The sequence below is a fragment of the Micromonospora sp. NPDC050495 genome, assembly GCF_040655175.1.
Lineage (GTDB): Bacteria > Actinomycetota > Actinomycetes > Mycobacteriales > Micromonosporaceae > Micromonospora.
In genome coordinates this window covers 249543-274016 of sequence record NZ_JBFAJK010000003.1, presented here as the reverse complement: position 1 = coordinate 274016, position 24474 = coordinate 249543, and the positions used below count along the sequence as shown (strand labels likewise).

Genomic DNA, 24474 nt, shown 5'->3' with positions numbered 1-24474 from the left:
CGGGTGGATCCGGTGCCGGGCACCCCGTTCGGCGTGGTCCACCTCGACGTGCCCCCGGTGACCTCCGGGCTGGCCGTCGGGGCGCTGACCGCCGGGATCGCCTCGATCCTGGTCTCGCTGCTGGTGTTCTGCTTCGGGATCGCCGGGCCGAACTACGGCGGCGCCTGGGCGGCGGGGGCGTTCACCCTGCTCGGCGGGCTCGCCGGGACCGGCGCGGTGGTCGCGGGGCTGCTGGCCCGCCGGCAGATCCGGCGCCCGGCACCGCCGCCGGCAGTCCGCTTCGCCGGCCGTGGCCTGGCCGTGGCGGGCCTGGTGTGTGGGGCGGTGGGCCTGCTGCTGAGCCTGCTGGGGCTGGCGGTGGCGTTGGTGGTGCAGATCACCTGATCGGTTGCCGGCCGTCCGGTGGCGGGGGTGAACAGGTGTGACGCCGGTGGCCGGCGGGTCGCTGCGCGGGCGGAAGCAGGGCTGCCGGGCCGGCCACGGCCGAAGCCGGTACACTGGTGACTGTAGGTGCCCATCGTGGGCGGGCAGGCACGAGACGATCGGCCGGGGCTGCGACGCAGCTCTCCCGGGCCGCTCCGTTTTGACCTGCGCGGCTGTGGTAGGTACTCTTTCCCCTTGTGCCCGGGCAAGCCCGGGCAATGCGTGCGTGCGCCGGAACCGGTCAGCCGGTGATCGCGCCGCCGCACGACACAGCCCCAAAGATCCGGCGTCGGAGCAGTCCTGTGCCGGTGGAGCAACACCCGGTACGGCGTGCGAACGACGCACCGGAAACCGTGATCCGGGCGACACGCCCGACCGCGGGTGCTGGGACCCCCGTGAGGTGGCCCTGGTTGGAATGTACGAGAGCCGTCCATCAGGCCGGCTAGAGCAGACGGCGCGGTCGCTTCGCAGCGGCCGAAGGGAGCGGAGAAACCCGGTGCCCACCATTCAGCAGCTGGTCCGAAAGGGCCGCCAGGCCAAGACGACCAAGACCAAGACCCCGGCGCTCAAGGGGTCCCCCCAGCGTCGCGGCGTGTGCACCCGCGTGTACACCACCACCCCGAAGAAGCCGAACTCGGCGCTGCGCAAGGTCGCTCGTGTCAAGCTCAGCAGCCAGATCGAGGTGACCGCCTACATCCCGGGCGTCGGCCACAACCTGCAGGAGCACTCGATCGTGCTCGTTCGCGGTGGTCGTGTGAAGGACCTCCCCGGCGTGCGGTACAAGATCGTTCGCGGCTCGCTGGACACCCAGGGTGTCCGCAACCGCAAGCAGGCGCGCAGCCGTTACGGCGCGAAGAAGGAGAAGAGCTGACATGCCGCGTAAGGGACCCGCTCCGCGGCGGCCGCTGGTCGCTGACCCGGTGTACAACTCGCCGCTGGTCACCCAGCTGGTGAACAAGATCCTCATGCGCGGCAAGCGCCAGCTCGCCGAGCGCATCGTGTACGCCGCCCTGGAGGGCTGCCGCGAGAAGTCCGGCACCGATCCCGTCGTCACGCTGAAGCGCGCGATGGACAACGTGAAGCCGACGCTCGAGGTGCGCAGCCGCCGGGTCGGTGGCGCCACCTACCAGGTGCCGGTCGAGGTCCGCCCGGCCCGCGCGACCACCCTCGGCCTGCGCTGGCTGGTGACCTACTCCAAGGCCCGCCGCGAGAAGACCATGGTCGAGCGGCTGATGAACGAGCTGCTGGACGCGAGCAACGGCCTCGGTGCCGCCGTGAAGCGGCGCGAGGACACCCACAAGATGGCCGAGTCCAACAAGGCCTTCGCGCACTACCGCTGGTAACACCTGAGGTTCCGGCGCCCACCAGGCGCCGGAACCGCCACCAGTTGTGTCTAGACGACGATAAGTAGGGATTGAAGTGGCCGCCGCAGACGCGCTCGCCAACGTACGCAACATCGGCATCATGGCGCACATCGATGCCGGTAAGACCACTACCACCGAGCGGATCCTGTTCTACACCGGCATCACGTACAAGATCGGTGAGGTCCACGAGGGCGCTGCCGTCATGGACTGGATGGAGCAGGAGCAGGAGCGCGGTATCACCATCACTTCCGCCGCCACGAAGTGCGAGTGGAAGGGCCACACGATCCAGATCATCGACACGCCCGGCCACGTCGACTTCACGGTCGAGGTGGAGCGGTCGCTGCGCGTTCTGGACGGTGCGGTCGCGGTCTACGACGGTGTCGCCGGCGTGGAGCCGCAGACGGAGAACGTCTGGCGCCAGGCGGACAAGTACCACGTCCCCCGGATGTGCTTCGTCAACAAGCTCGACCGGACCGGCGCCGACTTCTTCCGCTGCGTGCAGATGATGATCGACCGGCTCAACGCCACCCCGCTGGTGCTTCAGGTGCCGATCGGCGCCGAGTCCGACTTCATCGGCGTCGTCGACCTGATCGGCATGCGCGCCCTCACCTGGCGCGGGGAGACCCAGAAGGGTGAGGACTACGCGATCGAGGAGGTGCCGGCCGACCTGGTCGACATCGCCAACGAGTGGCGCGAGAAGCTGCTCGAGACGCTGGCCGACGTCGACGACTCGGTGATGGAGAAGTACCTCGAGGGCGAGGACATCTCGGTCGAGGACATCCAGGCCGCGATCCGCCGCGCCACCATCGGTGGCAAGGCCAACCCGGTGCTCTGCGGTACCGCGTTCAAGAACAAGGGCATCCAGCCCATGCTCGACGCGGTGGTCGCCTACCTGCCGTCGCCGCTGGACATCCCGGCCATCGAGGGCACCGCGACCGACGGCGAGACCCCGCTGCAGCGGAAGCCGTCCATCTCGGAGCCCTTCTCCGGCCTGGCCTTCAAGATCCAGACCGACAAGCACCTCGGCAAGCTCACCTACGTCCGGGTCTACTCCGGCGTGGTCGAGTCCGGGTCCCAGGTGGTCAACTCCACCAAGGACCGCAAGGAGCGGATCGGCAAGATCTACCAGATGCACGCCAACAAGCGGGAGGAGCGCAGCTCCGCCAAGGCTGGCGACATCATCGCGGTCCAGGGTCTGAAGCAGACCACCACCGGTGACACCCTGTGCGACCCGGCGAACCCGGTCATCCTCGAGTCGATGACCTTCCCGGAGCCGGTCATCGAGGTGGCCATCGAGCCGAAGACCAAGGCCGACCAGGAGAAGCTCAGCACCGCCATCCAGCGGCTGGCCGAGGAGGACCCGACCTTCCGCGTCAAGCTGGACGAGGAGACCGGCCAGACGGTCATCTCCGGCATGGGCGAGCTGCACCTGGACATCCTGGTCGACCGGATGCGCCGCGAGTTCAACGTCGAGGCGAACATCGGTAAGCCGCAGGTGGCGTACCGCGAGACCATCCGCCGCAAGGTGGACAAGGTCGAGTACACCCACAAGAAGCAGACCGGTGGTTCCGGCCAGTACGCCCGGGTCATCATCAGCCTGGAGCCGCTGCCGCTGGACAACGACTCGCCGACCTACGAGTTCGCGAACGCCGTCACCGGTGGCCGTATCCCCCGGGAGTTCATCCCGTCGGTGGACGCGGGCGCCCAGGACGCCATGCAGTACGGCATTCTCGCCGGCTTCCCGCTGGTGGGTGTCAAGCTGACGCTGGTGGACGGTCAGTACCACGAGGTCGACTCGTCCGAGATGGCGTTCAAGATCGCCGGCTCGATGGCGATGAAGGAGGCGGCCCGCAAGGCCGACCCCGCGCTGCTCGAGCCGATGATGGCCGTTGAGGTCACCACTCCTGAGGAGAACATGGGTGACGTCATCGGCGACCTCAACTCCCGCCGCGGCATCATCCAGGCGATGGAGGAGCGCAGCGGCGCCCGCATCGTCCGGGCCCTGGTGCCGTTGTCGGAGATGTTCGGCTACGTCGGCGACCTGCGGTCGAAGACCCAGGGCCGGGCTAGCTACAGCATGCAGTTCGACTCCTACGCCGAGGTTCCGCAGAGCGTCGCGAAGGAGATCATCGCCAAGGCAACGGGCGAGTAGCGCCCTGAGCAGGTGATTCGTGGTTGGTCGCGGGGGGTTCGCCCGCCCGCGGCCACCACGATCGGATCGCGTGAGACCGGGCCTGTAGGCTTCATCGCCGCAGAACCCACCAAGGCTCTCCGGCCGTCAGGCCGGAAAGGCTGTCGACAGAGTCCTAAGCGCCGACCGGCGCGCCGGGCGTACGAACCAAGAAGTCCACAGGAGGACACCAGTGGCGAAGGCTAAGTTCGAGCGGACTAAGCCGCACGTCAACATCGGCACCATTGGTCACATCGACCACGGTAAGACGACGCTGACGGCGGCCATCACCAAGGTCCTGCACGACCAGTACCCGGACCTGAACCCCTACACGCCGTTCGACGAGATCGACAAGGCGCCGGAGGAGAAGGCCCGCGGCATCACGATCTCGATCGCGCACGTCGAGTACCAGACCGAGGCGCGGCACTACGCGCACGTCGACTGCCCCGGTCACGCCGACTACATCAAGAACATGATCACCGGTGCCGCGCAGATGGACGGCGCGATCCTGGTGGTGGCGGCGACCGACGGCCCGATGCCGCAGACCCGCGAGCACGTGCTGCTGGCCCGTCAGGTTGGTGTGCCGTACATCGTCGTGGCGCTCAACAAGAGCGACATGGTCGACGACGAGGAGCTCCTGGAGCTCGTCGAGCTCGAGGTCCGCGAGCTGCTCTCCTCGCAGGAGTACCCGGGTGACGACCTGCCGGTCGTCCGGGTCTCGGCGCTGAAGGCCCTCGAGGGCGACCCGGAGTGGACCACGAAGCTCCTGGACCTGATGAACGCTGTCGACACCGCGATTCCGCAGCCGGAGCGCGAGACCGACAAGCCGTTCCTCATGCCGATCGAGGACGTCTTCACGATCACCGGCCGCGGCACCGTGGTCACCGGTCGCGCCGAGCGCGGCATCCTCAAGCCGAACGAGGAGGTGGAGATCGTCGGTATCCGCGAGAAGTCGCAGAAGACGGTCTGCACCGGCATCGAGATGTTCCGCAAGCTGCTCGACGAGGCCCGCGCGGGTGAGAACGTCGGTCTGCTGCTGCGCGGCATCAAGCGCGAGGACGTCGAGCGCGGCATGGTCGTCATCAAGCCGGGCACCACGACCCCGCACACGGAGTTCGAGGCGACGGTCTACATCCTCTCCAAGGAGGAGGGCGGCCGGCACACCCCGTTCTTCCAGAACTACCGTCCGCAGTTCTACTTCCGGACCACGGACGTCACCGGCGTCGTCACGCTGCCCGAGGGCACCGAGATGGTCATGCCGGGCGACAACACCACGATGACCGTGAAGCTGATCCAGCCCATCGCGATGGAGGAGAACCTCAAGTTCGCGATCCGGGAGGGTGGCCGTACGGTCGGCGCGGGTCGCGTCACCAAGATCATCAAGTGAGCTGGGTAACCCCGATTAGCGTCGCCGCCGGTCGTGCGGCATACTAGTCAGGTTGCGTAACGACGGTTAGTCGCCTGCGTCCGGTGCAAGCTGGACCTCCGGGCCGACAAACAGTCGCGCGTCGGGTGGTTGATCGCCCAAGGGCGGTCAACCACCCTCGCACGGCGTTCAGGTCGCGGTGATCGCGGCCGGCGCCATGACCCACCGCGTGGTCAGAGAATCGCTCCGGAGTCCCGGGGCGGAGCCTGGCCCACGGGCGCGACACGCCCGACCGCGGGGGTCGGCGGAAGTGGGCCTGTGCCAGCCGGTACAGGTGCCCGCAACACAGCGGCATCGAGAGAAGGAACAGAAGCCACCATGGCGGGACAGAAGATCCGCATCCGGCTCAAGGCCTATGACCACGAGGTCGTCGACTCCTCGGCTCGGAAGATCGTCGAGACGGTGACGCGTACCGGGGCGCAGGTCGCTGGCCCGGTGCCGCTGCCCACGGAGATCAACCGTTTCTGCGTCATCCGCTCGCCGCACAAGTACAAGGACTCGCGCGAGCACTTCGAGATGCGTACGCACAAGCGTCTGATCGACATCATCGACCCGACCCCGAAGACGGTCGACTCGCTCATGCGCCTCGACCTGCCGGCTGGCGTCGACATCGAGATCAAGCTGTAGGGACCGGACAAATGGACAGGCAAGTCAAGGGGATCCTGGGCGCAAAGCTCGGCATGACCCAGGTCTGGGACAACAACAAGGTTGTCCCGGTGACCGTGGTTCAGGCCGGCCCCTGCGTCATCAGCCAGGTTCGTAGCGCCGAGAAGGACGGTTACTCCGCGGTCCAGCTGGCGTACGGCACGATCGACCCGCGCAAGGTCAAGAAGCCGATCAGCGGGCACTACGCGAAGGCGGACGTCGCGCCGCGCCGGCACATCGTCGAGCTGCGGACCACGGACGCCGCGGACTACTCGCCGGGCCAGGAGGTCACGGTCGAGGAGTTCCCGGCCGGCGTCACCATCGACGTCACCGGCAAGACCAAGGGCAAGGGCTACGCCGGCCCGATGAAGCGGCACGGCTTCCACGGTCTGCGCGCCAGCCACGGTGTGGAGCGCAAGCACCGTTCGCCGGGCTCCATCGGCGCCTGCGCGACCCCGGGTCGCGTCTTCAAGGGCACCCGGATGGCGGGTCGGATGGGTGGCGTGCGCTACACCGTCCAGAACCTGACGGTCCAGGCGGTCGACACCGAGAACAACCTCCTGCTCGTCCGCGGTGCCATCCCCGGCCCCAAGGGCGCGCTGGTCCTGGTCCGTACCGCGGCCAAGGCCAAGGTGAAGAAGGGCGGTGCGGCCAAGTGACCACCGTTGACGTCCGCAACGTCGAAGGCGCCAAGAGCGGCTCCGTCGAGCTGCCGGCCGACATCTTCGACGTCCAGGCCAACATCGCGCTGATGCACCAGGTCGTGGTGGCTCAGCTCGCGGCGGCCCGGCAGGGCACGCACAAGGTCAAGACCCGCGGCGAGGTCTCCGGTGGAGGCAAGAAGCCGTACAAGCAGAAGGGCACCGGTCGGGCCCGCCAGGGTTCGATCCGCGCGCCGCAGTTCGCCGGCGGTGGCGTGGTCCACGGCCCGGTGCCGCGCGACTACAGCCAGCGCACCCCGAAGAAGATGAAGGCCGCCGCCCTGCGTGGCGCCCTCTCCGACCGGGCGCGCGCCGGCCAGGTGCACGTCGTCGAGGCGTTCGTCTCGGGCGAGAAGCCGTCGACCAAGGCCGCGCTGGCCACGCTGGCGAAGCTGACCGAGGCGCGGCGCGTCCTGGTCGTGCTGAGCAGCACCGACGAGCTGAACTGGGTGTCGCTGCGCAACGAGCCGCGGGTGCACCTGATCGAGGCCGGCCAGCTCAACACGTACGACGTGCTGGTGGCCGACGACGTGGTCTTCACCAAGGAGGCCCTGGACGAGTTCCTGGGCGTTCCCGCCGAGACCACCGAGGAGGGTGGCAAGTGAGCACGATTGCCGATCCGCGCGACATCATCGTGGCGCCGGTCGTCTCGGAGAAGAGCTACAGCGAGCTGAACCGGAACTGGTACACCTTCCTGGTGCACCCGGACGCGAACAAGACCCAGATCAAGATCGCTATCCAGCAGATCTTCAACGTCCGCGTCCTGACGGTGAACACGCTCAACCGCGAGGGCAAGCGCAAGCGCACCAAGACCGGCTTCGGTCAGCGCAAGGCCACCAAGCGGGCGATCGTGAAGCTGGCTGACGGTGACCGTATCGAGGCCTTCGGCGGCCCGGTCAGCTGAGGGGTGTAGACAATGGCTATCCGTAAGTACAAGCCGACGACGCCGGGCCGGCGTGGCTCGAGCGTCGCCGACTTCGCTGAGATCACCCGGTCGACGCCCGAGAAGTCGCTGCTGGCTCCGCTGCCGAAGAAGGGCGGACGCAACGCCCACGGCCGGATCACCACCCGGCACCACGGTGGCGGCCACAAGCGCCAGTACCGTCTGATCGACTTCAAGCGGGTCGACAAGGACGGCGTGCCGGCGAAGGTCGCCCACATCGAGTACGACCCGAACCGCACCGCGCGTATCGCGCTGCTGCACTACGCCGACGGCGAGAAGCGCTACATCATCGCGCCGAAGGACCTGAAGCAGGGCGACGCCGTCGAGTCGGGCCCGGGCGCCGACATCAAGCCGGGCAACAACCTGCCGCTGCGCAACATCCCGGTGGGTACCACCATCCACAACGTGGAGCTGCGTCCGGGCGGCGGCGCCAAGCTGGCCCGCTCGGCCGGCGTCGGCATCCAGCTGCTCGGCCGCGAGGGCGCGTACGCGACCCTGCGCATGCCGTCCGGTGAGATCCGGCGCGTGGACGTGCGCTGCCGCGCCAGCATCGGCGAGATCGGCAACGCCGACCAGTCGAACATCAACTGGGGTAAGGCCGGCCGGATGCGGTGGAAGGGCAAGCGCCCGACCGTCCGTGGTGTCGCCATGAACCCGGTCGACCACCCGCACGGTGGTGGTGAGGGTAAGACCTCCGGTGGTCGCCACCCGGTGAACCCGCAGGGTAAGCCCGAGGGCCGCACCCGTCGTAAGGGCCAGCCGAGCGACCGGCTGATCGTCCGCCGCCGCTACGCCACGCGTAAGCGCGGCTGAGGGAGATAGAGCATGCCTCGCAGCCTGAAGAAGGGCCCGTTCGTCGACGACCACCTGCTCAAGAAGGTGGAGACGCAGAACGACAAGGGTTCGAAGAACGTCATCAAGACCTGGTCGCGGCGCTCGACGATCATCCCCGAGATGTTGGGGCACACGATCGCCGTGCACGACGGACGCAAGCACGTCCCGGTGTTCGTGACCGAGGCCATGGTCGGGCACAAGCTCGGCGAGTTCGCGCTGACCCGCACGTTCAAGGGTCACGAGAAGGACGACCGGAAGAGCCGCCGGCGCTGACGCCGCGGGCATACGGATAGAGGAACAAGGGGTTACAGCGATGCCAGGAAAGGGCGACGCTCCGGTGCTTCCGGGCGCGCGGGCGGTTGCGCGGCACGTGCGCATCTCGCCGATGAAGGCGCGCCGGGTGGTCAACCTCGTCCGCGGCCTGCCCGCGAAGGAGGCGCTCACGGTGCTGCAGTTCGCGCCGCAGGCTGCGAGCGAGCAGGTGTACAAGGTGCTCGCGAGCGCGATCGCCAACGCGGAGAACAACGAGCGGCTGGACCCCGACGCGCTGCTCGTCAGCGAGGCGTTCGTCGACGAGGGCCCGACGATGAAGCGGTTCCGGCCGCGGGCGCAGGGCCGGGCGTACCGGATCCGCAAGCGGACCTGCCACATCACCGTGGCGGTCGAGGCGGTGGCGCCGGCCGCGCCGAAGAAGTCGGCCAAGAAGGCCGCGCCGGCGAAGAAGGCCGAGTCGGCCAACCAGGCCGGGACGGCTGAGGGGCAGAGCACGACGGAGGGTGCCGAGTAATGGGTCAGAAGGTTCACCCCACTGGGTTCCGGCTCGGCATCTCGACCGACTGGAAGTCCCGCTGGTTCGCGGACAAGCTCTACAAGGACTACATCGGCGAGGACGTCAAGATCCGCCGGATGATGTCCAAGGGCCTGGAGCGCGCGGGCATTTCCAAGGTCGACATCGAGCGCACCCGGGACCGGGTCCGGGTCGACATCCACACCGCCCGGCCGGGCATCGTCATCGGCCGGAAGGGTGCGGAGGCCGACCGGATCCGGGGCGAGCTGGAGAAGCTCACCGGCAAGCAGGTCCAGCTGAACATCATCGAGGTGAAGAGCCCCGAGTCGGACGCGCAGCTGGTCGCCCAGGGCGTCGCCGAGCAGCTGTCCAGCCGGGTCAGCTTCCGTCGGGCCATGCGCAAGGCGATGCAGTCCGCGATGAAGAACCCGGTCTGCAAGGGCATCCGGGTCCAGGTCTCGGGTCGCCTCGGCGGCGCCGAGATGAGCCGGACCGAGTTCTACCGCGAGGGCCGAGTTCCGCTGCACACGCTGCGGGCCAACATCGAGTACGGCTTCTTCGAGGCCCGTACCACCTTCGGCCGGATCGGCGTGAAGGTCTGGATCTACAAGGGCGACGCCGTCCCGGGCCGTGATGCCCAGGCCGAAGCCGCCCCGTCGCGCGGCCCGCGCCGCGACCGCGGTGACCGGCCGGAGCGGCCGCGCCGTGGCCGGTCGGGCTCGTCCGGTACGACCGCTGGTGGCACCGAGGCCGGCCGCGCTGCCGCGACCACCATCGCGCAGCAGGCGGAGACGCCGGCCGGTGAGCCGGTCGACGGCGCTGCGGTCGCCGCGGCAGCCTCGGCTCCGGCGGCTACCCAGCCGGCAGAAACGCAGCAGGAGGGCTGACAGATGCTGATGCCGCGCAAGCCCCCGAAGGGCTTCCGCAAGCCGCACCACCCGGACCGCAGTGGCGCGTCCAAGGGTGGTAACCGGGTGGTGTTCGGCGAGTTCGGGATCCAGGCTCTCGAGCCGGCGTACGTGACCAACCGACAGATCGAGTCGGCGCGTATCGCGATGACCCGGCACATCAAGCGTGGTGGCAAGGTCTGGATCACGATCTTCCCGGACCAGGCCCTCACCAAGAAGCCGGCGGAAACCCGGATGGGTTCCGGTAAGGGTTCGCCCGAGTGGTGGGTCGCCAACGTCAAGCCGGGGCGGGTCCTCTTCGAGATGTCCTTCCCCAACGAGCAGATCGCGCGAGAGGCGATGCGTCGCGCGATCCACAAGCTCCCGATGAAGTGCCGCATTGTTACGCGCGAAGTGGGTGAATCCTGATGGCAGCGGGCGTCAAGGCCTCCGAGCTGCGTGAGCTCTCCGAGGAGGAGCTGGTCACGAAGCTGCGCGAGGCGAAGGCGGAGCTGTTCAACCTCCGCGTGCAGGCCGCAACCGGGCAGCTGGACAACAACCGGCGGCTGCAGGTCATCCGTCGGGAGATCGCCCGGATCTACACGATCATGCGTGAGCGTGAGCTGGGTCTCTCGGCCGCGCCGACTGAGGTGACTGCATCATGAGTGAGAACACCACCACTACCGCCGCCGCGCGGGCCCGCCGCAAGGTGCGTGAGGGCCTCGTGGTCAGCGACAAGATGGACAAGACCGTCGTGGTCGAGGTCGAGGACCGGGTCAAGCACGCGCTGTACGGCAAGATCATGCGCCGGACCCGCAAGCTGAAGGTGCACGACGAGCAGAACTCGGCCGGCATCGGCGACCGGGTCCTGATCATGGAGACCCGGCCGCTCTCCGCCACCAAGCGGTGGCGGCTCGTGGAGATCCTCGAGAAGGCCAAGTAGCGAAGGCTCGAGCTCGGCCGGGATCGGTCGGGCGCAGGTTCCGCCAGGCTCCGGCCGCCCCCGGGCGGCCGGAGAACCGGCAGACATAGGAGATAGACGTGATTCAGCAGGAGTCGCGACTGCGCGTCGCCGACAACACGGGTGCCCGGGAGATCCTGTGCATCCGCGTTCTCGGTGGCTCCGGTCGGCGCTACGCGAGCATCGGCGACGTCATCGTGGCCACGGTCAAGGACGCGATCCCCGGTGCCGGTGTGAAGAAGGGCGACGTCGTCAAGGCGGTCGTCGTTCGCACCGCCAAGGAGAGGCGGCGGCCGGACGGGTCGTACATCCGCTTCGACGAGAACGCCGCCGTCATCATCAAGGACGGCGGGGACCCGCGCGGTACCCGCATCTTCGGCCCGGTGGGTCGTGAGCTGCGGGACAAGCGGTTCATGAAGATCATCTCTCTCGCGCCGGAGGTGTTGTGACCGTGAAGGTCAAGAAGGGCGACACGGTCGTCGTCATCGCCGGCAAGGACAAGGGTGCCAAGGGCAAGGTCATCGCGGCCTACCCGCGGCAGGACAAGATCCTGGTCGAGGGCGTGAACCGGGTCAAGAAGCACACCCGCATCAGCACCACCCAGCGTGGCGCCAAGACCGGTGGCATCGTCACCCAGGAGGCCCCGATCCACGTCTCGAACGTGATGGTCGTGGACTCCGACGGCAAGCCGACCCGTGTCGGTTACCGGATCGACGACAACGGCCAGAAGGTCCGCATCGCGCGTAGCACCGGTAAGGACCTGTGATGACCACGGCTACCGAAACCAAGACCATGCCGCGCCTCAAGGAGCGGTACCGCAACGAGATCGTGGCCCAGCTGCGCGAGCAGTACCAGTACGGCAACGCCATGCAGGTGCCGCGGCTGGTCAAGATCGTCGTCAACATGGGTGTCGGCGAGGCCGCTCGGGACGCCAAGCTCATCGACGGCGCCGTCCGCGACCTGGCCACCATCACCGGCCAGAAGCCGCAGGTGCGGCGGGCGACCAAGTCGATCGCGCAGTTCAAGCTGCGCGAGGGCATGCCGATCGGCGCGAAGGTCACCCTGCGCGGCGACCGGATGTGGGAGTTCCTGGACCGGCTGCTGTCCATCGCGCTGCCGCGTATCCGCGACTTCCGCGGCCTGGACGGGCGCAAGCTCGACGGGCACGGCAACTACACGTTCGGTCTGACCGAGCAGTCGGTGTTCCACGAGATCGACCAGGACAAGATCGATCGCCAGCGGGGCATGGACATCACGGTGGTCACGACCGCCACGACCGACGACGAGGGCCGGGCGCTGCTCAAGCTCCTGGGCTTCCCGTTCAAGGAGAACTGAGATGGCCAAGAAGGCGCTGATCCTCAAGGCGGCCGCGAAGCCGAAGTTCTCGGTTCGCGCGTACACCCGCTGCCAGCGGTGCGGGCGTCCGAAGGCGGTCTACCGCAAGTTCGGTCTCTGCCGGGTGTGCATCCGGGAGATGGCCCACCGCGGTGAGCTGCCCGGCGTGTCCAAGGCTTCCTGGTAATAGCCCGGCGCGCTCCGCGCGTCAGCTGAACTGTCTCTTCGCCGTAGGCCCCGGGCCTGGCCCGGGGAACCCCGGCGAGAAAGGTTGACGAGTTTCATGACGATGACCGACCCGATCGCAGACATGCTCACGCGTCTGCGCAACGCCAACCAGGCGTACCACGACCGGGTGACGATGCCCTACTCGAAGATCAAGGCGAACATCGCCGAGGTCCTCAAGGCCGAGGGTTACATCGCCACCTGGTTGGTCGAGGAGCCCGAGGAGGGCGCCGTCGGCAAGCGACTGGTCGTCGAGCTGAAGTACGGCCAGAACCGGGAGCGGAGCCTGGCCGGCATCAAGCGCGTGTCCAAGCCCGGTCTGCGGGTTTACGCCAAGTCGGACGGGCTCCCGCGGGTGCTCGGCGGGCTGGGCGTGGCGATCATTTCGACGTCCCAGGGGCTGCTCACCGACCGGCAGGCCCGCAAGCGGAGCGTTGGCGGGGAAGTCCTCGCCTTCGTCTGGTAACGGGAGAACGGTAGAAATGTCGCGAATTGGACGTAAGTCGATCCCGGTGCCCGCCGGCGTCGAGATCACGATCGACGGCCAGACCGTCAAGGTCAAGGGCCCGAAGGGCGAGCTGAGCCACGTACTGGCCGAGCCGATCAAGGCGGAGCGGGGCGAGGACGGTGCGCTGCACGTCAACCGGCCCAACGACGAGCGCAAGGCCAAGGAGCTGCACGGCCTGAGCCGGACGCTGGTGGCCAACATGATCGTCGGGGTCACCGAGGGCTACCGCAAGAGCCTGGAGATCGCCGGCACCGGTTACCGGGTGACCGCCAAGGGCAAGGACCTCGAGTTCGCGCTCGGGTTCTCGCACCCGGTGCTCGTGCCCGCCCCGGACGGCATCACCTTCACGGTGGAGAGGCCGACCCTGTTCCACGTGGCCGGCATCGACAAGCAGCAGGTCGGCGAGGTCGCCGCCAACATCCGGAAGATCCGCCCGCCGGAGCCCTACAAGGGCAAGGGCGTCAAGTACCAGGGCGAGGTCATCCGCCGTAAGGCTGGAAAGGCAGGTAAGAAGTGAGCGCCACGCTGCTCAAGCGCCGCCGCGGCGTCGCCGCCAAGCGCGCCGTCGGGCGTGCGCGCCGGCACTTCCGGGTCCGCAAGAACATCAGCGGTACCACCGAGCGTCCCCGCCTGGTCGTCACCCGGTCCCTGCGGCACATCGTCGCCCAGATCGTGGACGACACCAAGGGTCACACCCTGGCGTCGGCCTCGACCATGGACGCCTCGCTGCGCGGCTCCGAGGGCGACAAGAGCGCCCTGGCCGGCAAGGTCGGCGCCCTGCTCGCCGAGCGAGCCAAGGCCGCCGGCGTCTCGAAGGTCGTCTTCGACCGCGGTGGCAACCGGTACGCGGGGCGGGTCGCCTCGCTTGCCGACGCCGCCCGCGAAGCCGGGCTCGAGTTCTAGAAACCCCGTCACGAGAGAGAAGGAAGGCTGCTGATGCCAGGTCAACAGCGCCGTGGCGGCGGGTCCGGTGGCAACGAGGGTGGTCGCCGCGACAACCGCCGTGAGGGCGGCCGCGGAAACGCGCCCGTCGAGAAGACCCCGCACCTCGAGCGGGTCGTCGCGATCAACCGCGTCGCCAAGGTCGTGAAGGGTGGTCGTCGCTTCAGCTTCACCGCCCTGGTGATCGTGGGCGACGGCGACGGCACCGTCGGCGTGGGCTACGGAAAGGCCAAGGAGGTGCCCGCGGCGATCGCCAAGGGTGTCGAGGAGGCCAAGAAGCACTTCTTCAAGGTGCCGCGGATCGGCCAGTCGATCCCGCACCCGGTGCAGGGCGAGGACGCGGCCGGTGTGGTGCTGCTCAAGCCGGCCTCGGCCGGTACGGGCGTCATCGCCGGTGGCCCGGTCCGCGCCGTGCTGGAGTGCGCGGGCATCCACGACGTGCTCTCCAAGAGCCTCGGCTCGTCCAACCCGATCAACATCGTGCACGCCACGGTGGCGGCCCTGAAGGCGCTCGAGTCGCCCGAGCAGGTCGCGGCCCGTCGTGGCCTGCCGGTCGAGGACGTCGCGCCGGCCGCCATGCTGGCGTCGCGGGCGGGGGTGGCGTCCTGATGGCGCGCCTGAAGGTCACCCAGGTCCGATCCGAGATCGGGACCAAGAAGAACCAGCGTGACTCGCTGCGTTCGCTCGGTCTCAAGCGGATCAACGACGTGGTGGTCAAGGAGGATCGTCCGGAGATCCGGGGCATGATCTTCACGGTCAACCACCTCGTGAAGGTCGAGGAGGTCGAGTAATGACGATCAAGGTCCACCACCTGCGTCCGGCGCCCGGGGCCAAGACCGAGAAGACCCGCGTGGGTCGCGGTGAGGGCTCGAAGGGCAAGACCGCCGGTCGCGGTACCAAGGGTTCGAAGGCCCGGAAGAACATCTCGGCGGCGTTCGAGGGTGGGCAGATGCCCATCCACATGCGCCTGCCGAAGCTCAAGGGCTTCAAGAACAAGTTCAAGGTCGTCTTCCAGGTGGTCAACCTGGACCGGCTCGCCGAGCTCTTCCCGAACGGCGGCCAGGTCGGCCCGGTCGAGCTGGTCGAGGCCGGCGCGGTCCGCAAGGGCCAGCCGGTCAAGGTGCTCGGCACCGGCGACCTCGGCGGTGTGGCGCTCCAGGTGTCGGCGCACGCGTTCAGCGCGTCGGCCAAGGAGAAGATCACCGCCGCCGGTGGCTCGGTCATCGAGCTGTAAGGCATGTCATGGCGCCCGCTCAGTTGTCCGCAACTGGGCGGGCGCCATGGTCTACCAGCCCGGTGTGCGCCGGGTAACATTGGATTTGGTTTATGTAGCCGGGCGCATCTGCCCCGACCGGGATCGGGCTGTTAGAGTCCCTTCCCAGCTATGGATATCGGGCGCTCGCCCGGCACCCACCCCGCCCCGCCAGGGACCACCACCGGCGGCCCGCCTCGCGCAGGAGGAAGAAGTTGCTGTCCGCCTTTCTCAGTGCGTTCCGTACGCCTGACCTGCGCAAGAAGCTGCTGTTCACAGTAGGCATCATCGCGGTCTACCGGCTCGGCGCCACGCTGCCCAGCCCCGGCGTCTCGTACGGCAACGTGCAGAAGTGCCTCGACGCCATCCAGGGGAACGGCACCGGCGTCCTCGGCCTGCTGGACCTCTTCTCCGGTGGCGCGCTGCTGCAGCTCTCCGTCTTCGCGCTGGGCATCATGCCCTACATCACCGCGTCGATCATCCTGCAGCTGCTGACGGTGGTCATCCCCCGGCTGGAGCAGCTCCGCAAGGAGGGCCAGGCCGGCCAGGCGAAGATCACCCAGTACACCCGGTACCTGACCCTGGGTCTGGGCATCCTCCAGTCCTCGGCGTTCGTGGCGCTGGCCCGCTCCGGGCAGCTCTTCCAGAACCGCTGCGACCAGTTCCCGATCGTGCCCCAGGGCACCGGCATCCCGGACTGGCTGACCCTGACGATCCTGGTCATGACGATGACCGCCGGCACCGGCATGGTCATGTGGCTGGGCGAGCTGATCACCGACCGCGGCGTCGGCAACGGCATGTCCGTGCTGATCTTCACCTCGATCGCGGCCCGGCTCCCCAGCGAAGGCTGGAAGATCAAGACCACCAAGGGCTGGGGGATGTTCCTCCTCGTCATCGTCCTGGTCCTCGTGGTCATCACCGCGGTCACCTTCATCGAGCAGGCGCAGCGCCGCATCCCGGTGCAGTACGCCAAGCGCATGATCGGCCGGCGGATGTACGGCGGCACCTCCACCTACATCCCGCTCAAGGTGAACCAGGCCGGCGTCATCCCGGTCATCTTCGCCTCGTCGCTGCTCTACCTGCCGACGCTCATCCTTCAGTTCTTCGACCAGAACAACCCGGGGAAGACCCAGGCCTGGATCTCGAACCACATCGTGAAGGCGAGCGCGCCGGAGCACATCGCGATCTACTTCCTGCTGATCATCTTCTTCACGTACTTCTACGTGTCGATCACGTTCAACCCGACCGAGGTCGCGGACAACATGAAGAAGTACGGCGGTTTCGTGCCGGGCATCCGCCCCGGCAAGCCGACCGCCGAGTACCTCGACTTCATCCTCAGCCGGATCACCCTGCCGGGCGCGCTCTACCTGGGCATCGTCGCGATCCTGCCGAACTTCTTCTTCATCTGGCTCGACAACCAGCAGTTCCAGAACTTCCCGTTCGGCGGCACCGCTGTGCTCATCATGGTCGGCGTCGGTCTGGAGACCGTTAAGCAGATCGAGAGCCAACTCATGCAGCGGAACTACGAAGGGTTCCTGCGGTAGATGCGACTCGTTCTGGTTGGCCCGCCGGGCGCGGGCAAGGGCACACAGGCGGAGTTCATCGCCGCCCACCTCTCGGTGCCGAAGATCTCGACCGGTGACATCTTCCGGGCCAACGTCTCCCAGGGCACGCCCCTGGGGGTCGAGGCGAAGCGGTACATGGACGCCGGCAAGCTGGTCCCGGACGAGGTCACCATCAACATGGTGCGGGACCGGCTCGCCGAGCCGGACGCCAGCGAGGGCTTCCTCCTCGACGGCTTTCCGCGGACCACGCCGCAGGCCGCCGCGCTGGACAAGCTCCTCGCCGACCTGGGCACCGCGCTGGATCTGGTGCTGGAGCTGGTCGTCGACGACGACGAGGTGATCCGGCGGCTCTCCGGCCGGCGTACCTGCCGGGGCTGCGGCAAGATCTGGCACGTCGAGTTCGACGCCACGAAGCAGGACGGCGTCTGCGACCGCTGCGGCGCGGAGCTGTTCCAGCGGGACGACGACAAGCCGGAGACCATCGCGGCCCGGCTGCGCGAGTACGCCGACAAGACCGCGCCGCTGGTGGACTACTACGGCGCCCAGGGCAAGCTGGTCGGCATCGACGCGACCGGGCCGGTGGAGGACGTCACCGTCCGCGCCATCGATGCCCTGCGCTCGTACGGCGGCTGACGTCCCGCCGGCGGTCCGGCGGATAGAGTGCGAACAGCGGGGTACGTGCGACGTGCCCCGCTGTTCCGCGCGACGAAAGGTAATGGCTCCATGCGTCGTCCCCAGCTGGACATCCAGCTGAAGACCCCCGAGCAGATCGAGCTGATGCGGGCCGCCGGTCTGGTGGTCGCCCGCGCGCTGCGTCGGATGCGGGAGGCGGTCGCCCCCGGGGTCAGCACCGCCGACCTGGACGCGATCGCCGAGTCGACCATCCGGGAGGCCGGCGCCGTCCCCTCGTTCAAGGGCTACCACGGCTTCCCGGCGTCGATCTGCTCGTCCGTCAACGAGCAGGTGGTGCACGCGATCCCGGCGTCGGCACAGGTGCTCCGCGAGGGGGATCTGATCTCGATCGACTGCGGCGCGGTGCTGAACGGCTGGCACGGCGACGCGGCGATCACGGTCGGCGTCGGCGAGGTCGACCCGGCCCTGCTGAAGATGGCCGCGGTGGCCGAGGATGCCATGTGGGCCGGCATCGCCGCCGCCGCCCGGGGCGCCGCGAGCGGCAAGGGCCGGCTCACCGACATCTCCCACGCGGTGGAGAACGCGGTCCGCAAGGGTGGCCGGTACGGCATCGTCGACGGCTACGGCGGACACGGCATCGGCACCGAGATGCACCAGGATCCGCACGTGCTCAACCACGGTCGTCCCGGCAAGGGTCCCCGGCTGGTGCCCGGCCTGGCGCTGGCCATCGAGCCGATGATCACGATGGGCTCGCCGCGCACCGTGGAGCTAGCCGACGGCTGGACCGTGGTGACCCGGGACCGGTCGATGGCGGCGCACGTCGAGCACTCGATGGCGTTGCTGGCCGACGGCGTCTGGGTGCTGACCGCCGAGGACGGCGGCCGGGCGCGGCTCGGCGACCTGGTCACCTCCCGCGAACCGGCGAACTCGCCAGCGGCCTGACCCCGGGGATCGCCCGGGTGGGTCGGGTGCGCTGGCTGTCCGGTTCGGGCGGGCAGGGGTCGCTGGCGGCTACCGGCCCGATGACGGGAAGCGGGCGGGAGCCTCCCGGGTCGTTCTGGCGAGGGCCGTTCCGGTCCGGTGCTGGCGCCAGCCGGTGCGGGCCAGGGGTATCGCGGGCGGCCGTCGGCCTGGCGGCGATTCGCGGAGACCGCGCAGATACCGGCGGTTGGCAGGGGTGGGGAGACCGGCGTTACCACGCGGTGGCGTACGGGTGGCATTCTTGCCGGCATGGAGCGGAGCGGGATGCGGGCGGCCGACGCCGACCGCGAGGCGACGGCGGAGCGGCTCCGGGTGGCCCTCGAGGAGGGGCGGCTGAGCCTGCACGAGTACGACGAGCGGCTGGGCCGGACGTACGGTGCGAAGACCTATGCCGAGCTGGACGAGGTGCTGGTCGACCTGCCCGGGACGACGCCGGTCGAGCGGTCCGCGGTGGTGCCCGTCCCGCCGGCACCCACCCCCACGGCGGCCGCCCCGCCGAACCCGGCCGCCGCGTCGGCTCCAGCGTCCACGCCGCCGCAGCCGGCCGCCGCGCCGGTGCGGCCGTCGGCCGGCCCACGGTACGGGCCCCAACTGCTGGGGCTCTGGATGTCCTGGCTGCGGGTGGCGGCGGTGCTGGTGCCGATCTGGCTGTTGAGCTCGATCAGCGCCCGGGACCTCGGGAACTTCTGGCCCGCCTGGGTGCTCGGGCCGTGGGGAGCGCTGCTGCTGATGCAGTCGGTCGGCCTGATCGGCGGCGTGCACGGGTCCGGGCCGGGGCGGGACGCGCGGCGCTACCGGGGTCGGGACCGGCGCCGGCGGGGCCGGGCCTGAGCCGCTCGGCGGGGGTGGTCGACGTCACAGCGGCGCGTCCGGCTTGCCGATTTTTCTCCCGCGGGTGACTCGACCCGCAGCCGGTTTGGCGACGGCGTGCAGGCGGGCGTACACTTTCAGATCGGCGCACAGCGTCCACTCCGGCATGCCCGCCCAGCGCTTCGGTGGGAGCTGGAGCCGCGGCTGGCGCGGACGTCCTGATCTTGATCAGTGCATCCGTGTAAGACGTTGTGGGCCGCCCGGAGCAATCGACGTCAGGACAGCGGAGGACATGCCGAAAAAAGACGGAGCCATTGAGATCGAGGGTCGGGTCATCGAGCCCCTGCCGAACGCCATGTTCCGGGTGGAGCTCGCGAACGGCCACAAGGTGTTGGCTCACATCAGCGGCAAGATGCGGCAGCACTACATCCGCATCCTTCCGGAGGACCGGGTCGTCGTCGAACTCTCGCCGTACGACCTGACCCGCGGGCGCATCGTCTACCGCTACAAGTAGTCCTGACGACGGCCGGGAAGTCCCGTGTCCGTCTTCGACGTCCGGTGTCGCGTAGAGCGCGTCCCCGGGCCAGATGGGAAGTAAGGCAACCGTGAAGGTCAAGCCGAGCGTCAAGAGGATCTGCAACAAGTGCCGGGTTATCCGCCGGCACGGCCGGGTCATGGTCATCTGCAGCGACCCGCGCCACAAGCAGCGCCAGGGCTGAACCAGTCCCACCGGCCGTGACGGCCGGTCGGATCGGCCCCGGTCGCGGATCCCTCGAACACATCATCAGCTCGTCCCAGCCGCGAGCGGTACGCAGCGCGTACTCCCTCGTGGTTGACCCCCGGTCGGAGGCCGGGGCCCGCTCGGGCAGCGACCGCTCCCGGTCGCCGGCGTGACGCCGGAAGGACAGGGACGGTCGGTAGCGGGGTGGGACGGGTCCACACCTCCGCACAACATCACGAGGAGTACGCCCGCACATGGCACGTCTAGTCGGCGTGGATCTCCCCCGCGAGAAGCGGATGGAGATCGCGCTCACCTACATCTTCGGGGTCGGTCGCACCCGCGCCCTGGAGACGCTCGCCGCGACCGGCATCTCGCCGGACAAGCGCGTTCGGGACCTCACGGACGAGGAGCTCGTCGAGCTCCGGAACCACATCGAGGGCAACTACAAGGTTGAAGGCGACCTGCGCCGCGAGGTCGCCGCTGACATCCGCCGCAAGGTCGAGATCGGCTGCTACGCCGGTATCCGGCACCGCCGCGGTCTGCCCGTGCGTGGTCAGCGCACCAAGACCAACGCGCGGACCCGGAAGGGCCCGAAGCGGACCGTGGCCGGCAAGAAGAAGCCCGGCAAGAAGTAACTAGGAGCGCACAGACTTATGCCACCGAAGGCTCGTGCCGGAGCCGCCGTCAAGAAGGTCCGGCGCAAGGAACGCAAGAACGTCGCCCACGGGCAGGCGCACATCAAGAGCACCTTCAACAACACCATCGTGTCCATCACGGACCCGACCGGTGCGGTCATCTCCTGGGCCTCGTCCGGCCAGGTGGGCTTCAAGGGCTCCCGCAAGTCGACTCCGTTCGCCGCGCAGCTGGCCGCCGAGGCCGCCGCGCGTCGGGCGATGGAGCACGGCATGCGCAAGGTCGACGTGTTCGTCAAGGGCCCCGGCTCCGGCCGGGAGACCGCCATCCGTTCGTTGCAGGCCGCCGGTCTCGAGGTCGGGCAGATTTCCGACGTCACGCCGCAGCCGCACAACGGATGCCGTCCGCCGAAGCGTCGCCGGGTCTGAGAGGTTAGAGAGAGATGGCTCGTTACACCGGTGCTGACTGCCGCCGTTGCCGGCGGGAGAAGATGAAGCTGTTCCTCAAGGGCAGCAAGTGCGATGGCCCGAAGTGCCCGTTCGAGTCCCGGCCGTTCCCGCCCGGGCAGCACGGCCGCGGCCGCACCAAGGAGACGGAGTACCTGCTCCAGCTCCGTGAGAAGCAGAAGGCCCGTCGTGTCTACGGCGTGCTGGAGAAGCAGTTCCGCGGCTACTACGAAGAGGCCGTGGGCAAGAAGGCCAAGACGGGCGAGGTTCTGCTCCAGATCCTCGAGTCGCGGCTGGACAACGTGGTCTACCGGGCCGGCTACGCCAAGTCCCGGGACATGGCCCGTCAGCTGGTCAAGCACGGTCACTTCACGGTGAACGGCAAGAAGGTCGACATCCCGTCGTACCGCGTCAAGGAGCACGACATCGTCGAGGTCCGGGGCAAGAGCAAGGAGCTCACCCCGTTCATCGTCGCGCAGGCCGAGGCCGGCTCCAAGACCGTTCCGGCGTGGATCGAGGCCATCCCCAGCCAGATGAAGATCCTCGTGCACTCGCTCCCGGCCCGCCAGGTGATCGACACCCAGGTCCAGGAGCAGCTGATCGTCGAGCTCTACTCCAAGTAAGGGCTCGTTGCGGTGGCCCGCCCTCCGGGGCGGGCCACCGGAACAGTTTCGTCGGGCGTCATATGGCGGGCGCCCCGGAAGAGAAGAGAAAAAATGCTCATCAGCCAGCGACCGTCTCTCTCCGAAGAGTCGATCAACGAGACCCGGTCCCGGTTCACCATCGAGCCGCTGGAGCCGGGCTTCGGTTACACCCTGGGCAACTCGCTGCGGCGTACGCTGCTGTCCTCCATCCCCGGTGCGGCGGTCACCTCGATCAAGATCGATGGTGTGCTGCACGAGTTCACCACCATCCCCGGGGTCAAGGAGGACGTGGTCGAGCTCGTCATGAACATCAAGGAGCTCTGCGTCAGCTCCGAGCACGACGAGCCGGTCAGCATGTACCTGCGCAAGCAGGGCCCGGGCGACGTGACCGCCGGTGACATCCAGCCCCCGGCCGGCGTCTCGGTGCACAACCCGGACCTGAAGCTCGCCACCCTCAACGGCAAGGGCCGGCTCGACATGGAGCTGACCGTCGAGCGGGGTCGGGGCTACGTCACGGCGGCGCAGAACAAGCAGGCGGGCGCCGAGATCGGCCGGATCCCGGTCGACTCGATCTACTCGCCGGTGCTCAAGGTCACCTACCGCGTCGAGGCGACCCGTGTCGAGCAGCGGACCGACTTCGACCGGCTGATCATCGACGTCGAGACCAAGCCGTCGATGGGCCCGCGTACCGCGCTGGCCTCCGCCGGTTCGACCCTGGTGGAGCTGTTCGGGCTGGCCCGCGAGCTGGACGAGACCGCCGAGGGCATCGACATCGGGCCGTCCCCGCAGGACGCCCAGCTGGCGGCGGACCTGGCTCTGCCGATCGAGGAGCTGGACCTGACCGTCCGCTCCTACAACTGCCTCAAGCGCGAGGGCATCAACTCCGTTGGTGAGCTGATCGGGCGTACCGAGGCCGACCTCCTCGACATCCGCAACTTCGGTCAGAAGTCGATCGACGAGGTCAAGATGAAGCTCGCCGGGATGGGCCTGGGGCTGAAGGACTCGGCTCCGAACTTCGACCCGGCGCACGTCGTGGACGCCTTCGGCGAGGCCGACTACGACACCGACGACTACCGCGAGACCGAGCAGCTCTAGTCCGCGCTGCCGCCACACCTGAGGAGCACCAAGCATGCCCACGCCCACCAAGGGCCCCCGCCTCGGCGGCAGCCCCGCGCACGAGCGGCTGATGCTGGCCAACCTGGCCACCGCGCTGTTCCAGCACGGCAAGATCCAGACCACCGAGACGAAGGCCCGGCGGCTGCGTCCGCTGGCCGAGCAGCTCATCACCAAGGCCAAGCGCGGCGACCTCGCCTCGCGCCGCCGGGTGCTGGGCGTCGTCAAGGACAAGGACGTGGTCTACGCCCTGTTCGACCAGATCGCGCCCCGGTACGCCAACCGCAACGGTGGCTACACCCGGATCGTGAAGACCGGTCCGCGCAAGGGTGACGCCGCTCCGATGGCGATCATCGAGCTGGTGGAGGAGCTTCAGGTCGCCGAGCCGAAGGCGAACAAGAAGACCGCCGCCCGCAAGTCCGCCCAGCAGGACAAGGTCGAGGCCCTGGCCCCGGCCGAGGAGACCCCGCGCTCCAGCGAGGTCGCCGACCAGGACGCCGAGGCGCCGATCTCGGCCACTGGCGACACCGCCCAGGCGCGCGAGGACGACGACGAGGCCACCGAGAACAAGGCCTGAGCACAGGCAGCATCGTCGGGCCCGGCATCCCTTCCTGGGGTGCCGGGCCCGACGGCGTGAACGGGAGGTACGAGGTGGACGAGCGGACCCGGCTGCGGCTGGACGTCTCCTACGACGGCACCGACTTCTCCGGCTGGGCGCCCCAGCCCACCCGGCGCACGGTCGCCGGGGTGCTGATGGCGACCCTGGACCTGGTGCTCGGGGCCGGCACCGCCACCGGGCTGACCGTGGCCGGCCGGACCGACGCCGGCGTGCACGCCACCGGGCAGGTCTGCCATCTCGACCTGCCCACCGAGGTGTGGCGGCAGCACGACGGGCGGCTGCTGCGCCGGCTGGCCCGGCTGCTCCCGCCGGACGTGCGGGTGCGCGCGATGACCGAGGTGCCGGCCGACTTCGACGCCCGCTTCTCGGCGACCTTCCGCCGCTACGAGTACCGGGTGACCGACGCCCCGTGGGGCGCCGAGCCGCTGCGCCGTACCGACACCCTCGCCTGGCCGAAGCCGCTCGATCTGGCGGCGCTGAACGCCGCCGCGGCCGGCCTGGTGGGGGAGCACGACTTCGCGGCGTACTGCCGGCGCAAGGAGAACGCCACCACGCTGCGCGAGGTGACCCGGCTGGACTGGCGGCGCGACCCGGACGGCATCCTGGTCGCCACCGTGCAGGCCGACGCGTTCTGCCAGAACATGGTGCGCAGCCTGGTCGGCGCGATGCTGGTGGCCGGGGACGGCCGCCGGCCGGTCGAATGGCCGGCAGGCCTGCTGAGCCGCCGGGAGCGGTCCAGCGAGGTGACCGTGGCGCCCGCGCACGGGCTGGCCCTGGTGGCGGTCGGCTACCCCGACGACCCGGCCGAGTACGCCCGCCGCGCCGACCTCACCCGCCGGCTCCGCGTCCCCGTCGCCGAAGGCTGACACCCACGCACGGCGCCGATTTTCTAGCCGCCGACCCTCA

Annotated in this window: 38 protein-coding genes; all 38 read left to right on the top strand. The window is 68.8% G+C overall.

All coding sequences use genetic code 11. From position 1 onward, the window contains the following. Positions 1 to 3: 3 nt before the first annotated feature. The 38 genes from AB0I11_RS06490 (at position 4) to truA (ending at position 24434) form a co-directional block, all read left to right on the top strand. The gene (locus AB0I11_RS06490) at positions 4 to 384 is read left to right on the top strand and encodes a hypothetical protein (protein WP_357314470.1); all 381 of its coding nucleotides are present in this window, start codon (positions 4 to 6) and stop codon (positions 382 to 384) included. Positions 385 to 919: 535 nt separating this feature from the next. Then, on the top strand, positions 920 to 1294 hold the full coding sequence (gene rpsL, locus AB0I11_RS06485; RefSeq protein ID WP_007465318.1) for a 30S ribosomal protein S12: 375 nt from the start codon (positions 920 to 922) through the stop codon (positions 1292 to 1294). Between the two features lies 1 nt (position 1295). Further along, entirely contained in the window at positions 1296 to 1766 is a 471-nt protein-coding gene (gene rpsG / locus AB0I11_RS06480) for a 30S ribosomal protein S7 (protein WP_357314322.1), read from the top strand. 76 nt (positions 1767 to 1842) lie between these two features. Then, positions 1843 to 3939 carry an elongation factor G gene (gene fusA, locus AB0I11_RS06475; protein ID WP_357314320.1) on the top strand — a complete coding sequence of 699 codons (2097 nt, stop codon included), beginning with the start codon at positions 1843 to 1845 and terminating at the stop codon, positions 3937 to 3939. Positions 3940 to 4150: 211 nt separating this feature from the next. Then, positions 4151 to 5344 carry an elongation factor Tu gene (tuf, locus tag AB0I11_RS06470; protein ID WP_357314318.1) on the top strand — a complete coding sequence of 398 codons (1194 nt, stop codon included), beginning with the start codon at positions 4151 to 4153 and terminating at the stop codon, positions 5342 to 5344. A 357-nt stretch (positions 5345 to 5701) separates the two neighbouring features. Continuing rightward, positions 5702 to 6010, top strand: a complete 309-nt coding sequence (gene rpsJ / locus AB0I11_RS06465) for a 30S ribosomal protein S10 (RefSeq protein ID WP_007073037.1) — start codon at positions 5702 to 5704, stop codon at positions 6008 to 6010. Between the two features lie 11 nt (positions 6011 to 6021). Continuing rightward, positions 6022 to 6687: a 50S ribosomal protein L3 gene (rplC, locus tag AB0I11_RS06460; RefSeq protein ID WP_357314316.1), complete on the top strand. Its 666-nt coding sequence runs from the start codon at positions 6022 to 6024 to the stop codon at positions 6685 to 6687. Then, positions 6684 to 7334 (top strand): 50S ribosomal protein L4, encoded by a 651-nt coding sequence (rplD, locus tag AB0I11_RS06455; protein ID WP_357314314.1) that lies wholly within the window; start codon positions 6684 to 6686, stop codon positions 7332 to 7334. Before rplC ends, rplD begins: the two co-directional genes overlap by 4 nt. Continuing rightward, on the top strand, positions 7331 to 7633 hold the full coding sequence (gene rplW, locus AB0I11_RS06450) for a 50S ribosomal protein L23 (RefSeq protein WP_357314312.1): 303 nt from the start codon (positions 7331 to 7333) through the stop codon (positions 7631 to 7633). Before rplD ends, rplW begins: the two co-directional genes overlap by 4 nt. A gap of 12 nt (positions 7634 to 7645) precedes the next feature. After that, positions 7646 to 8485: a 50S ribosomal protein L2 gene (rplB, locus tag AB0I11_RS06445; protein WP_046567215.1), complete on the top strand. Its 840-nt coding sequence runs from the start codon at positions 7646 to 7648 to the stop codon at positions 8483 to 8485. 12 nt (positions 8486 to 8497) lie between these two features. Further along, complete coding sequence (gene rpsS / locus AB0I11_RS06440) at positions 8498 to 8779, top strand: 30S ribosomal protein S19 (protein WP_007073032.1); 282 nt, start codon at positions 8498 to 8500, stop codon at positions 8777 to 8779. Positions 8780 to 8819: 40 nt separating this feature from the next. Continuing rightward, on the top strand, positions 8820 to 9293 hold the full coding sequence (gene rplV / locus AB0I11_RS06435) for a 50S ribosomal protein L22 (protein ID WP_357314309.1): 474 nt from the start codon (positions 8820 to 8822) through the stop codon (positions 9291 to 9293). Next, positions 9293 to 10180: a 30S ribosomal protein S3 gene (gene rpsC, locus AB0I11_RS06430; RefSeq protein ID WP_357314307.1), complete on the top strand. Its 888-nt coding sequence runs from the start codon at positions 9293 to 9295 to the stop codon at positions 10178 to 10180. The genes rplV and rpsC overlap by 1 nt, the downstream gene beginning before the upstream one ends. 3 nt (positions 10181 to 10183) lie before the next feature. Next, entirely contained in the window at positions 10184 to 10609 is a 426-nt protein-coding gene (gene rplP / locus AB0I11_RS06425) for a 50S ribosomal protein L16 (protein WP_007465292.1), read from the top strand. Further along, a complete protein-coding gene (gene rpmC, locus AB0I11_RS06420; protein ID WP_007073028.1) occupies positions 10609 to 10845 on the top strand; it encodes a 50S ribosomal protein L29 in 237 nt (78 codons plus the stop codon). Before rplP ends, rpmC begins: the two co-directional genes overlap by 1 nt. Then, the gene (gene rpsQ / locus AB0I11_RS06415; RefSeq protein WP_357314303.1) at positions 10842 to 11123 is read left to right on the top strand and encodes a 30S ribosomal protein S17; all 282 of its coding nucleotides are present in this window, start codon (positions 10842 to 10844) and stop codon (positions 11121 to 11123) included. The genes rpmC and rpsQ overlap by 4 nt, the downstream gene beginning before the upstream one ends. 98 nt (positions 11124 to 11221) lie before the next feature. Then, entirely contained in the window at positions 11222 to 11590 is a 369-nt protein-coding gene (gene rplN / locus AB0I11_RS06410) for a 50S ribosomal protein L14 (protein WP_007465279.1), read from the top strand. Then, on the top strand, positions 11587 to 11907 hold the full coding sequence (gene rplX / locus AB0I11_RS06405; RefSeq protein WP_357314299.1) for a 50S ribosomal protein L24: 321 nt from the start codon (positions 11587 to 11589) through the stop codon (positions 11905 to 11907). Before rplN ends, rplX begins: the two co-directional genes overlap by 4 nt. Next, positions 11907 to 12476: a 50S ribosomal protein L5 gene (gene rplE / locus AB0I11_RS06400; RefSeq protein ID WP_357314297.1), complete on the top strand. Its 570-nt coding sequence runs from the start codon at positions 11907 to 11909 to the stop codon at positions 12474 to 12476. Before rplX ends, rplE begins: the two co-directional genes overlap by 1 nt. Before the next feature lies 1 nt (position 12477). Continuing rightward, positions 12478 to 12663 (top strand): type Z 30S ribosomal protein S14, encoded by a 186-nt coding sequence (locus AB0I11_RS06395; RefSeq protein WP_007073023.1) that lies wholly within the window; start codon positions 12478 to 12480, stop codon positions 12661 to 12663. A 96-nt stretch (positions 12664 to 12759) separates the two neighbouring features. Further along, positions 12760 to 13167: a 30S ribosomal protein S8 gene (gene rpsH / locus AB0I11_RS06390; protein ID WP_067301438.1), complete on the top strand. Its 408-nt coding sequence runs from the start codon at positions 12760 to 12762 to the stop codon at positions 13165 to 13167. A gap of 16 nt (positions 13168 to 13183) precedes the next feature. Then, the gene (rplF, locus tag AB0I11_RS06385; protein ID WP_357314295.1) at positions 13184 to 13726 is read left to right on the top strand and encodes a 50S ribosomal protein L6; all 543 of its coding nucleotides are present in this window, start codon (positions 13184 to 13186) and stop codon (positions 13724 to 13726) included. Continuing rightward, positions 13723 to 14112, top strand: a complete 390-nt coding sequence (gene rplR / locus AB0I11_RS06380; protein WP_357314293.1) for a 50S ribosomal protein L18 — start codon at positions 13723 to 13725, stop codon at positions 14110 to 14112. The genes rplF and rplR overlap by 4 nt, the downstream gene beginning before the upstream one ends. Before the next feature lie 33 nt (positions 14113 to 14145). Continuing rightward, positions 14146 to 14760 (top strand): 30S ribosomal protein S5, encoded by a 615-nt coding sequence (rpsE, locus tag AB0I11_RS06375; RefSeq protein ID WP_091262790.1) that lies wholly within the window; start codon positions 14146 to 14148, stop codon positions 14758 to 14760. Then, positions 14760 to 14942, top strand: coding sequence for a 50S ribosomal protein L30 (rpmD, locus tag AB0I11_RS06370; RefSeq protein WP_013473693.1), 183 nt, complete (start codon positions 14760 to 14762; stop codon positions 14940 to 14942). The genes rpsE and rpmD overlap by 1 nt, the downstream gene beginning before the upstream one ends. Then, on the top strand, positions 14942 to 15385 hold the full coding sequence (rplO, locus tag AB0I11_RS06365; protein WP_357314289.1) for a 50S ribosomal protein L15: 444 nt from the start codon (positions 14942 to 14944) through the stop codon (positions 15383 to 15385). The genes rpmD and rplO overlap by 1 nt, the downstream gene beginning before the upstream one ends. A 233-nt stretch (positions 15386 to 15618) precedes the next feature. Beyond that, on the top strand, positions 15619 to 16947 hold the full coding sequence (gene secY / locus AB0I11_RS06360; RefSeq protein ID WP_357314287.1) for a preprotein translocase subunit SecY: 1329 nt from the start codon (positions 15619 to 15621) through the stop codon (positions 16945 to 16947). Then, positions 16948 to 17601, top strand: a complete 654-nt coding sequence (locus AB0I11_RS06355) for an adenylate kinase (RefSeq protein WP_357314285.1) — start codon at positions 16948 to 16950, stop codon at positions 17599 to 17601. A gap of 90 nt (positions 17602 to 17691) precedes the next feature. Beyond that, entirely contained in the window at positions 17692 to 18543 is an 852-nt protein-coding gene (map, locus tag AB0I11_RS06350; protein WP_357314283.1) for a type I methionyl aminopeptidase, read from the top strand. A 288-nt stretch (positions 18544 to 18831) separates the two neighbouring features. Continuing rightward, positions 18832 to 19413 (top strand): DUF1707 domain-containing protein, encoded by a 582-nt coding sequence (locus AB0I11_RS06345; protein ID WP_357314281.1) that lies wholly within the window; start codon positions 18832 to 18834, stop codon positions 19411 to 19413. 271 nt (positions 19414 to 19684) lie between these two features. Continuing rightward, positions 19685 to 19906, top strand: coding sequence for a translation initiation factor IF-1 (infA, locus tag AB0I11_RS06340; protein WP_007073013.1), 222 nt, complete (start codon positions 19685 to 19687; stop codon positions 19904 to 19906). A gap of 91 nt (positions 19907 to 19997) precedes the next feature. Continuing rightward, a complete protein-coding gene (gene rpmJ, locus AB0I11_RS06335; protein WP_043965539.1) occupies positions 19998 to 20111 on the top strand; it encodes a 50S ribosomal protein L36 in 114 nt (37 codons plus the stop codon). 256 nt (positions 20112 to 20367) lie between these two features. After that, complete coding sequence (rpsM, locus tag AB0I11_RS06330) at positions 20368 to 20748, top strand: 30S ribosomal protein S13 (RefSeq protein WP_013288614.1); 381 nt, start codon at positions 20368 to 20370, stop codon at positions 20746 to 20748. 18 nt (positions 20749 to 20766) lie between these two features. Continuing rightward, positions 20767 to 21174 (top strand): 30S ribosomal protein S11, encoded by a 408-nt coding sequence (gene rpsK / locus AB0I11_RS06325; protein ID WP_014440747.1) that lies wholly within the window; start codon positions 20767 to 20769, stop codon positions 21172 to 21174. Between the two features lie 14 nt (positions 21175 to 21188). Further along, on the top strand, positions 21189 to 21815 hold the full coding sequence (gene rpsD, locus AB0I11_RS06320) for a 30S ribosomal protein S4 (RefSeq protein ID WP_357314278.1): 627 nt from the start codon (positions 21189 to 21191) through the stop codon (positions 21813 to 21815). Positions 21816 to 21908: 93 nt separating this feature from the next. Then, positions 21909 to 22931, top strand: coding sequence for a DNA-directed RNA polymerase subunit alpha (locus AB0I11_RS06315; protein WP_007073009.1), 1023 nt, complete (start codon positions 21909 to 21911; stop codon positions 22929 to 22931). A 34-nt stretch (positions 22932 to 22965) separates the two neighbouring features. Beyond that, complete coding sequence (rplQ, locus tag AB0I11_RS06310; RefSeq protein WP_357314275.1) at positions 22966 to 23526, top strand: 50S ribosomal protein L17; 561 nt, start codon at positions 22966 to 22968, stop codon at positions 23524 to 23526. Positions 23527 to 23600: 74 nt separating this feature from the next. Next, positions 23601 to 24434, top strand: a complete 834-nt coding sequence (gene truA, locus AB0I11_RS06305; protein WP_357314273.1) for a tRNA pseudouridine(38-40) synthase TruA — start codon at positions 23601 to 23603, stop codon at positions 24432 to 24434. Positions 24435 to 24474: the final 40 nt, after the last annotated feature.

Excerpts from the sequence above, each read along its gene's own strand:
- rplC (WP_357314316.1), top strand. The coding sequence starts at position 6,022 with ATGGACAGGCAAGTCAAGGGGATCCTGGGCGCAAAGCTCGGCATGACC.
- rplP (WP_007465292.1), top strand. The coding sequence starts at position 10,184 with ATGCTGATGCCGCGCAAGCCCCCGAAGGGCTTCCGCAAGCCGCACCAC.
- rpsM (WP_013288614.1), top strand. The coding sequence starts at position 20,368 with ATGGCACGTCTAGTCGGCGTGGATCTCCCCCGCGAGAAGCGGATGGAG.
- rpsQ (WP_357314303.1), top strand. The coding sequence starts at position 10,842 with ATGAGTGAGAACACCACCACTACCGCCGCCGCGCGGGCCCGCCGCAAG.
- rplB (WP_046567215.1), top strand. The coding sequence starts at position 7,646 with ATGGCTATCCGTAAGTACAAGCCGACGACGCCGGGCCGGCGTGGCTCG.
- rpsD (WP_357314278.1), top strand. The coding sequence starts at position 21,189 with ATGGCTCGTTACACCGGTGCTGACTGCCGCCGTTGCCGGCGGGAGAAG.
- rpmC (WP_007073028.1), top strand. The coding sequence starts at position 10,609 with ATGGCAGCGGGCGTCAAGGCCTCCGAGCTGCGTGAGCTCTCCGAGGAG.
- rpsK (WP_014440747.1), top strand. The coding sequence starts at position 20,767 with ATGCCACCGAAGGCTCGTGCCGGAGCCGCCGTCAAGAAGGTCCGGCGC.
- AB0I11_RS06355 (WP_357314285.1), top strand. The coding sequence starts at position 16,948 with ATGCGACTCGTTCTGGTTGGCCCGCCGGGCGCGGGCAAGGGCACACAG.
- rplF (WP_357314295.1), top strand. The coding sequence starts at position 13,184 with ATGTCGCGAATTGGACGTAAGTCGATCCCGGTGCCCGCCGGCGTCGAG.
- rplO (WP_357314289.1), top strand. The coding sequence starts at position 14,942 with ATGACGATCAAGGTCCACCACCTGCGTCCGGCGCCCGGGGCCAAGACC.
- AB0I11_RS06315 (WP_007073009.1), top strand. The coding sequence starts at position 21,909 with ATGCTCATCAGCCAGCGACCGTCTCTCTCCGAAGAGTCGATCAACGAG.
- AB0I11_RS06345 (WP_357314281.1), top strand. The coding sequence starts at position 18,832 with ATGGAGCGGAGCGGGATGCGGGCGGCCGACGCCGACCGCGAGGCGACG.
- rplE (WP_357314297.1), top strand. The coding sequence starts at position 11,907 with ATGACCACGGCTACCGAAACCAAGACCATGCCGCGCCTCAAGGAGCGG.
- AB0I11_RS06395 (WP_007073023.1), top strand. The coding sequence starts at position 12,478 with ATGGCCAAGAAGGCGCTGATCCTCAAGGCGGCCGCGAAGCCGAAGTTC.
- rpsH (WP_067301438.1), top strand. The coding sequence starts at position 12,760 with ATGACGATGACCGACCCGATCGCAGACATGCTCACGCGTCTGCGCAAC.
- map (WP_357314283.1), top strand. The coding sequence starts at position 17,692 with ATGCGTCGTCCCCAGCTGGACATCCAGCTGAAGACCCCCGAGCAGATC.
- rplQ (WP_357314275.1), top strand. The coding sequence starts at position 22,966 with ATGCCCACGCCCACCAAGGGCCCCCGCCTCGGCGGCAGCCCCGCGCAC.
- rpmD (WP_013473693.1), top strand. The coding sequence starts at position 14,760 with ATGGCGCGCCTGAAGGTCACCCAGGTCCGATCCGAGATCGGGACCAAG.
- infA (WP_007073013.1), top strand. The coding sequence starts at position 19,685 with ATGCCGAAAAAAGACGGAGCCATTGAGATCGAGGGTCGGGTCATCGAG.
- rpsG (WP_357314322.1), top strand. The coding sequence starts at position 1,296 with ATGCCGCGTAAGGGACCCGCTCCGCGGCGGCCGCTGGTCGCTGACCCG.
- rplV (WP_357314309.1), top strand. The coding sequence starts at position 8,820 with ATGCCAGGAAAGGGCGACGCTCCGGTGCTTCCGGGCGCGCGGGCGGTT.
- rpsS (WP_007073032.1), top strand. The coding sequence starts at position 8,498 with ATGCCTCGCAGCCTGAAGAAGGGCCCGTTCGTCGACGACCACCTGCTC.
- rpsJ (WP_007073037.1), top strand. The coding sequence starts at position 5,702 with ATGGCGGGACAGAAGATCCGCATCCGGCTCAAGGCCTATGACCACGAG.
- rpsE (WP_091262790.1), top strand. The coding sequence starts at position 14,146 with ATGCCAGGTCAACAGCGCCGTGGCGGCGGGTCCGGTGGCAACGAGGGT.
- rpsC (WP_357314307.1), top strand. The coding sequence starts at position 9,293 with ATGGGTCAGAAGGTTCACCCCACTGGGTTCCGGCTCGGCATCTCGACC.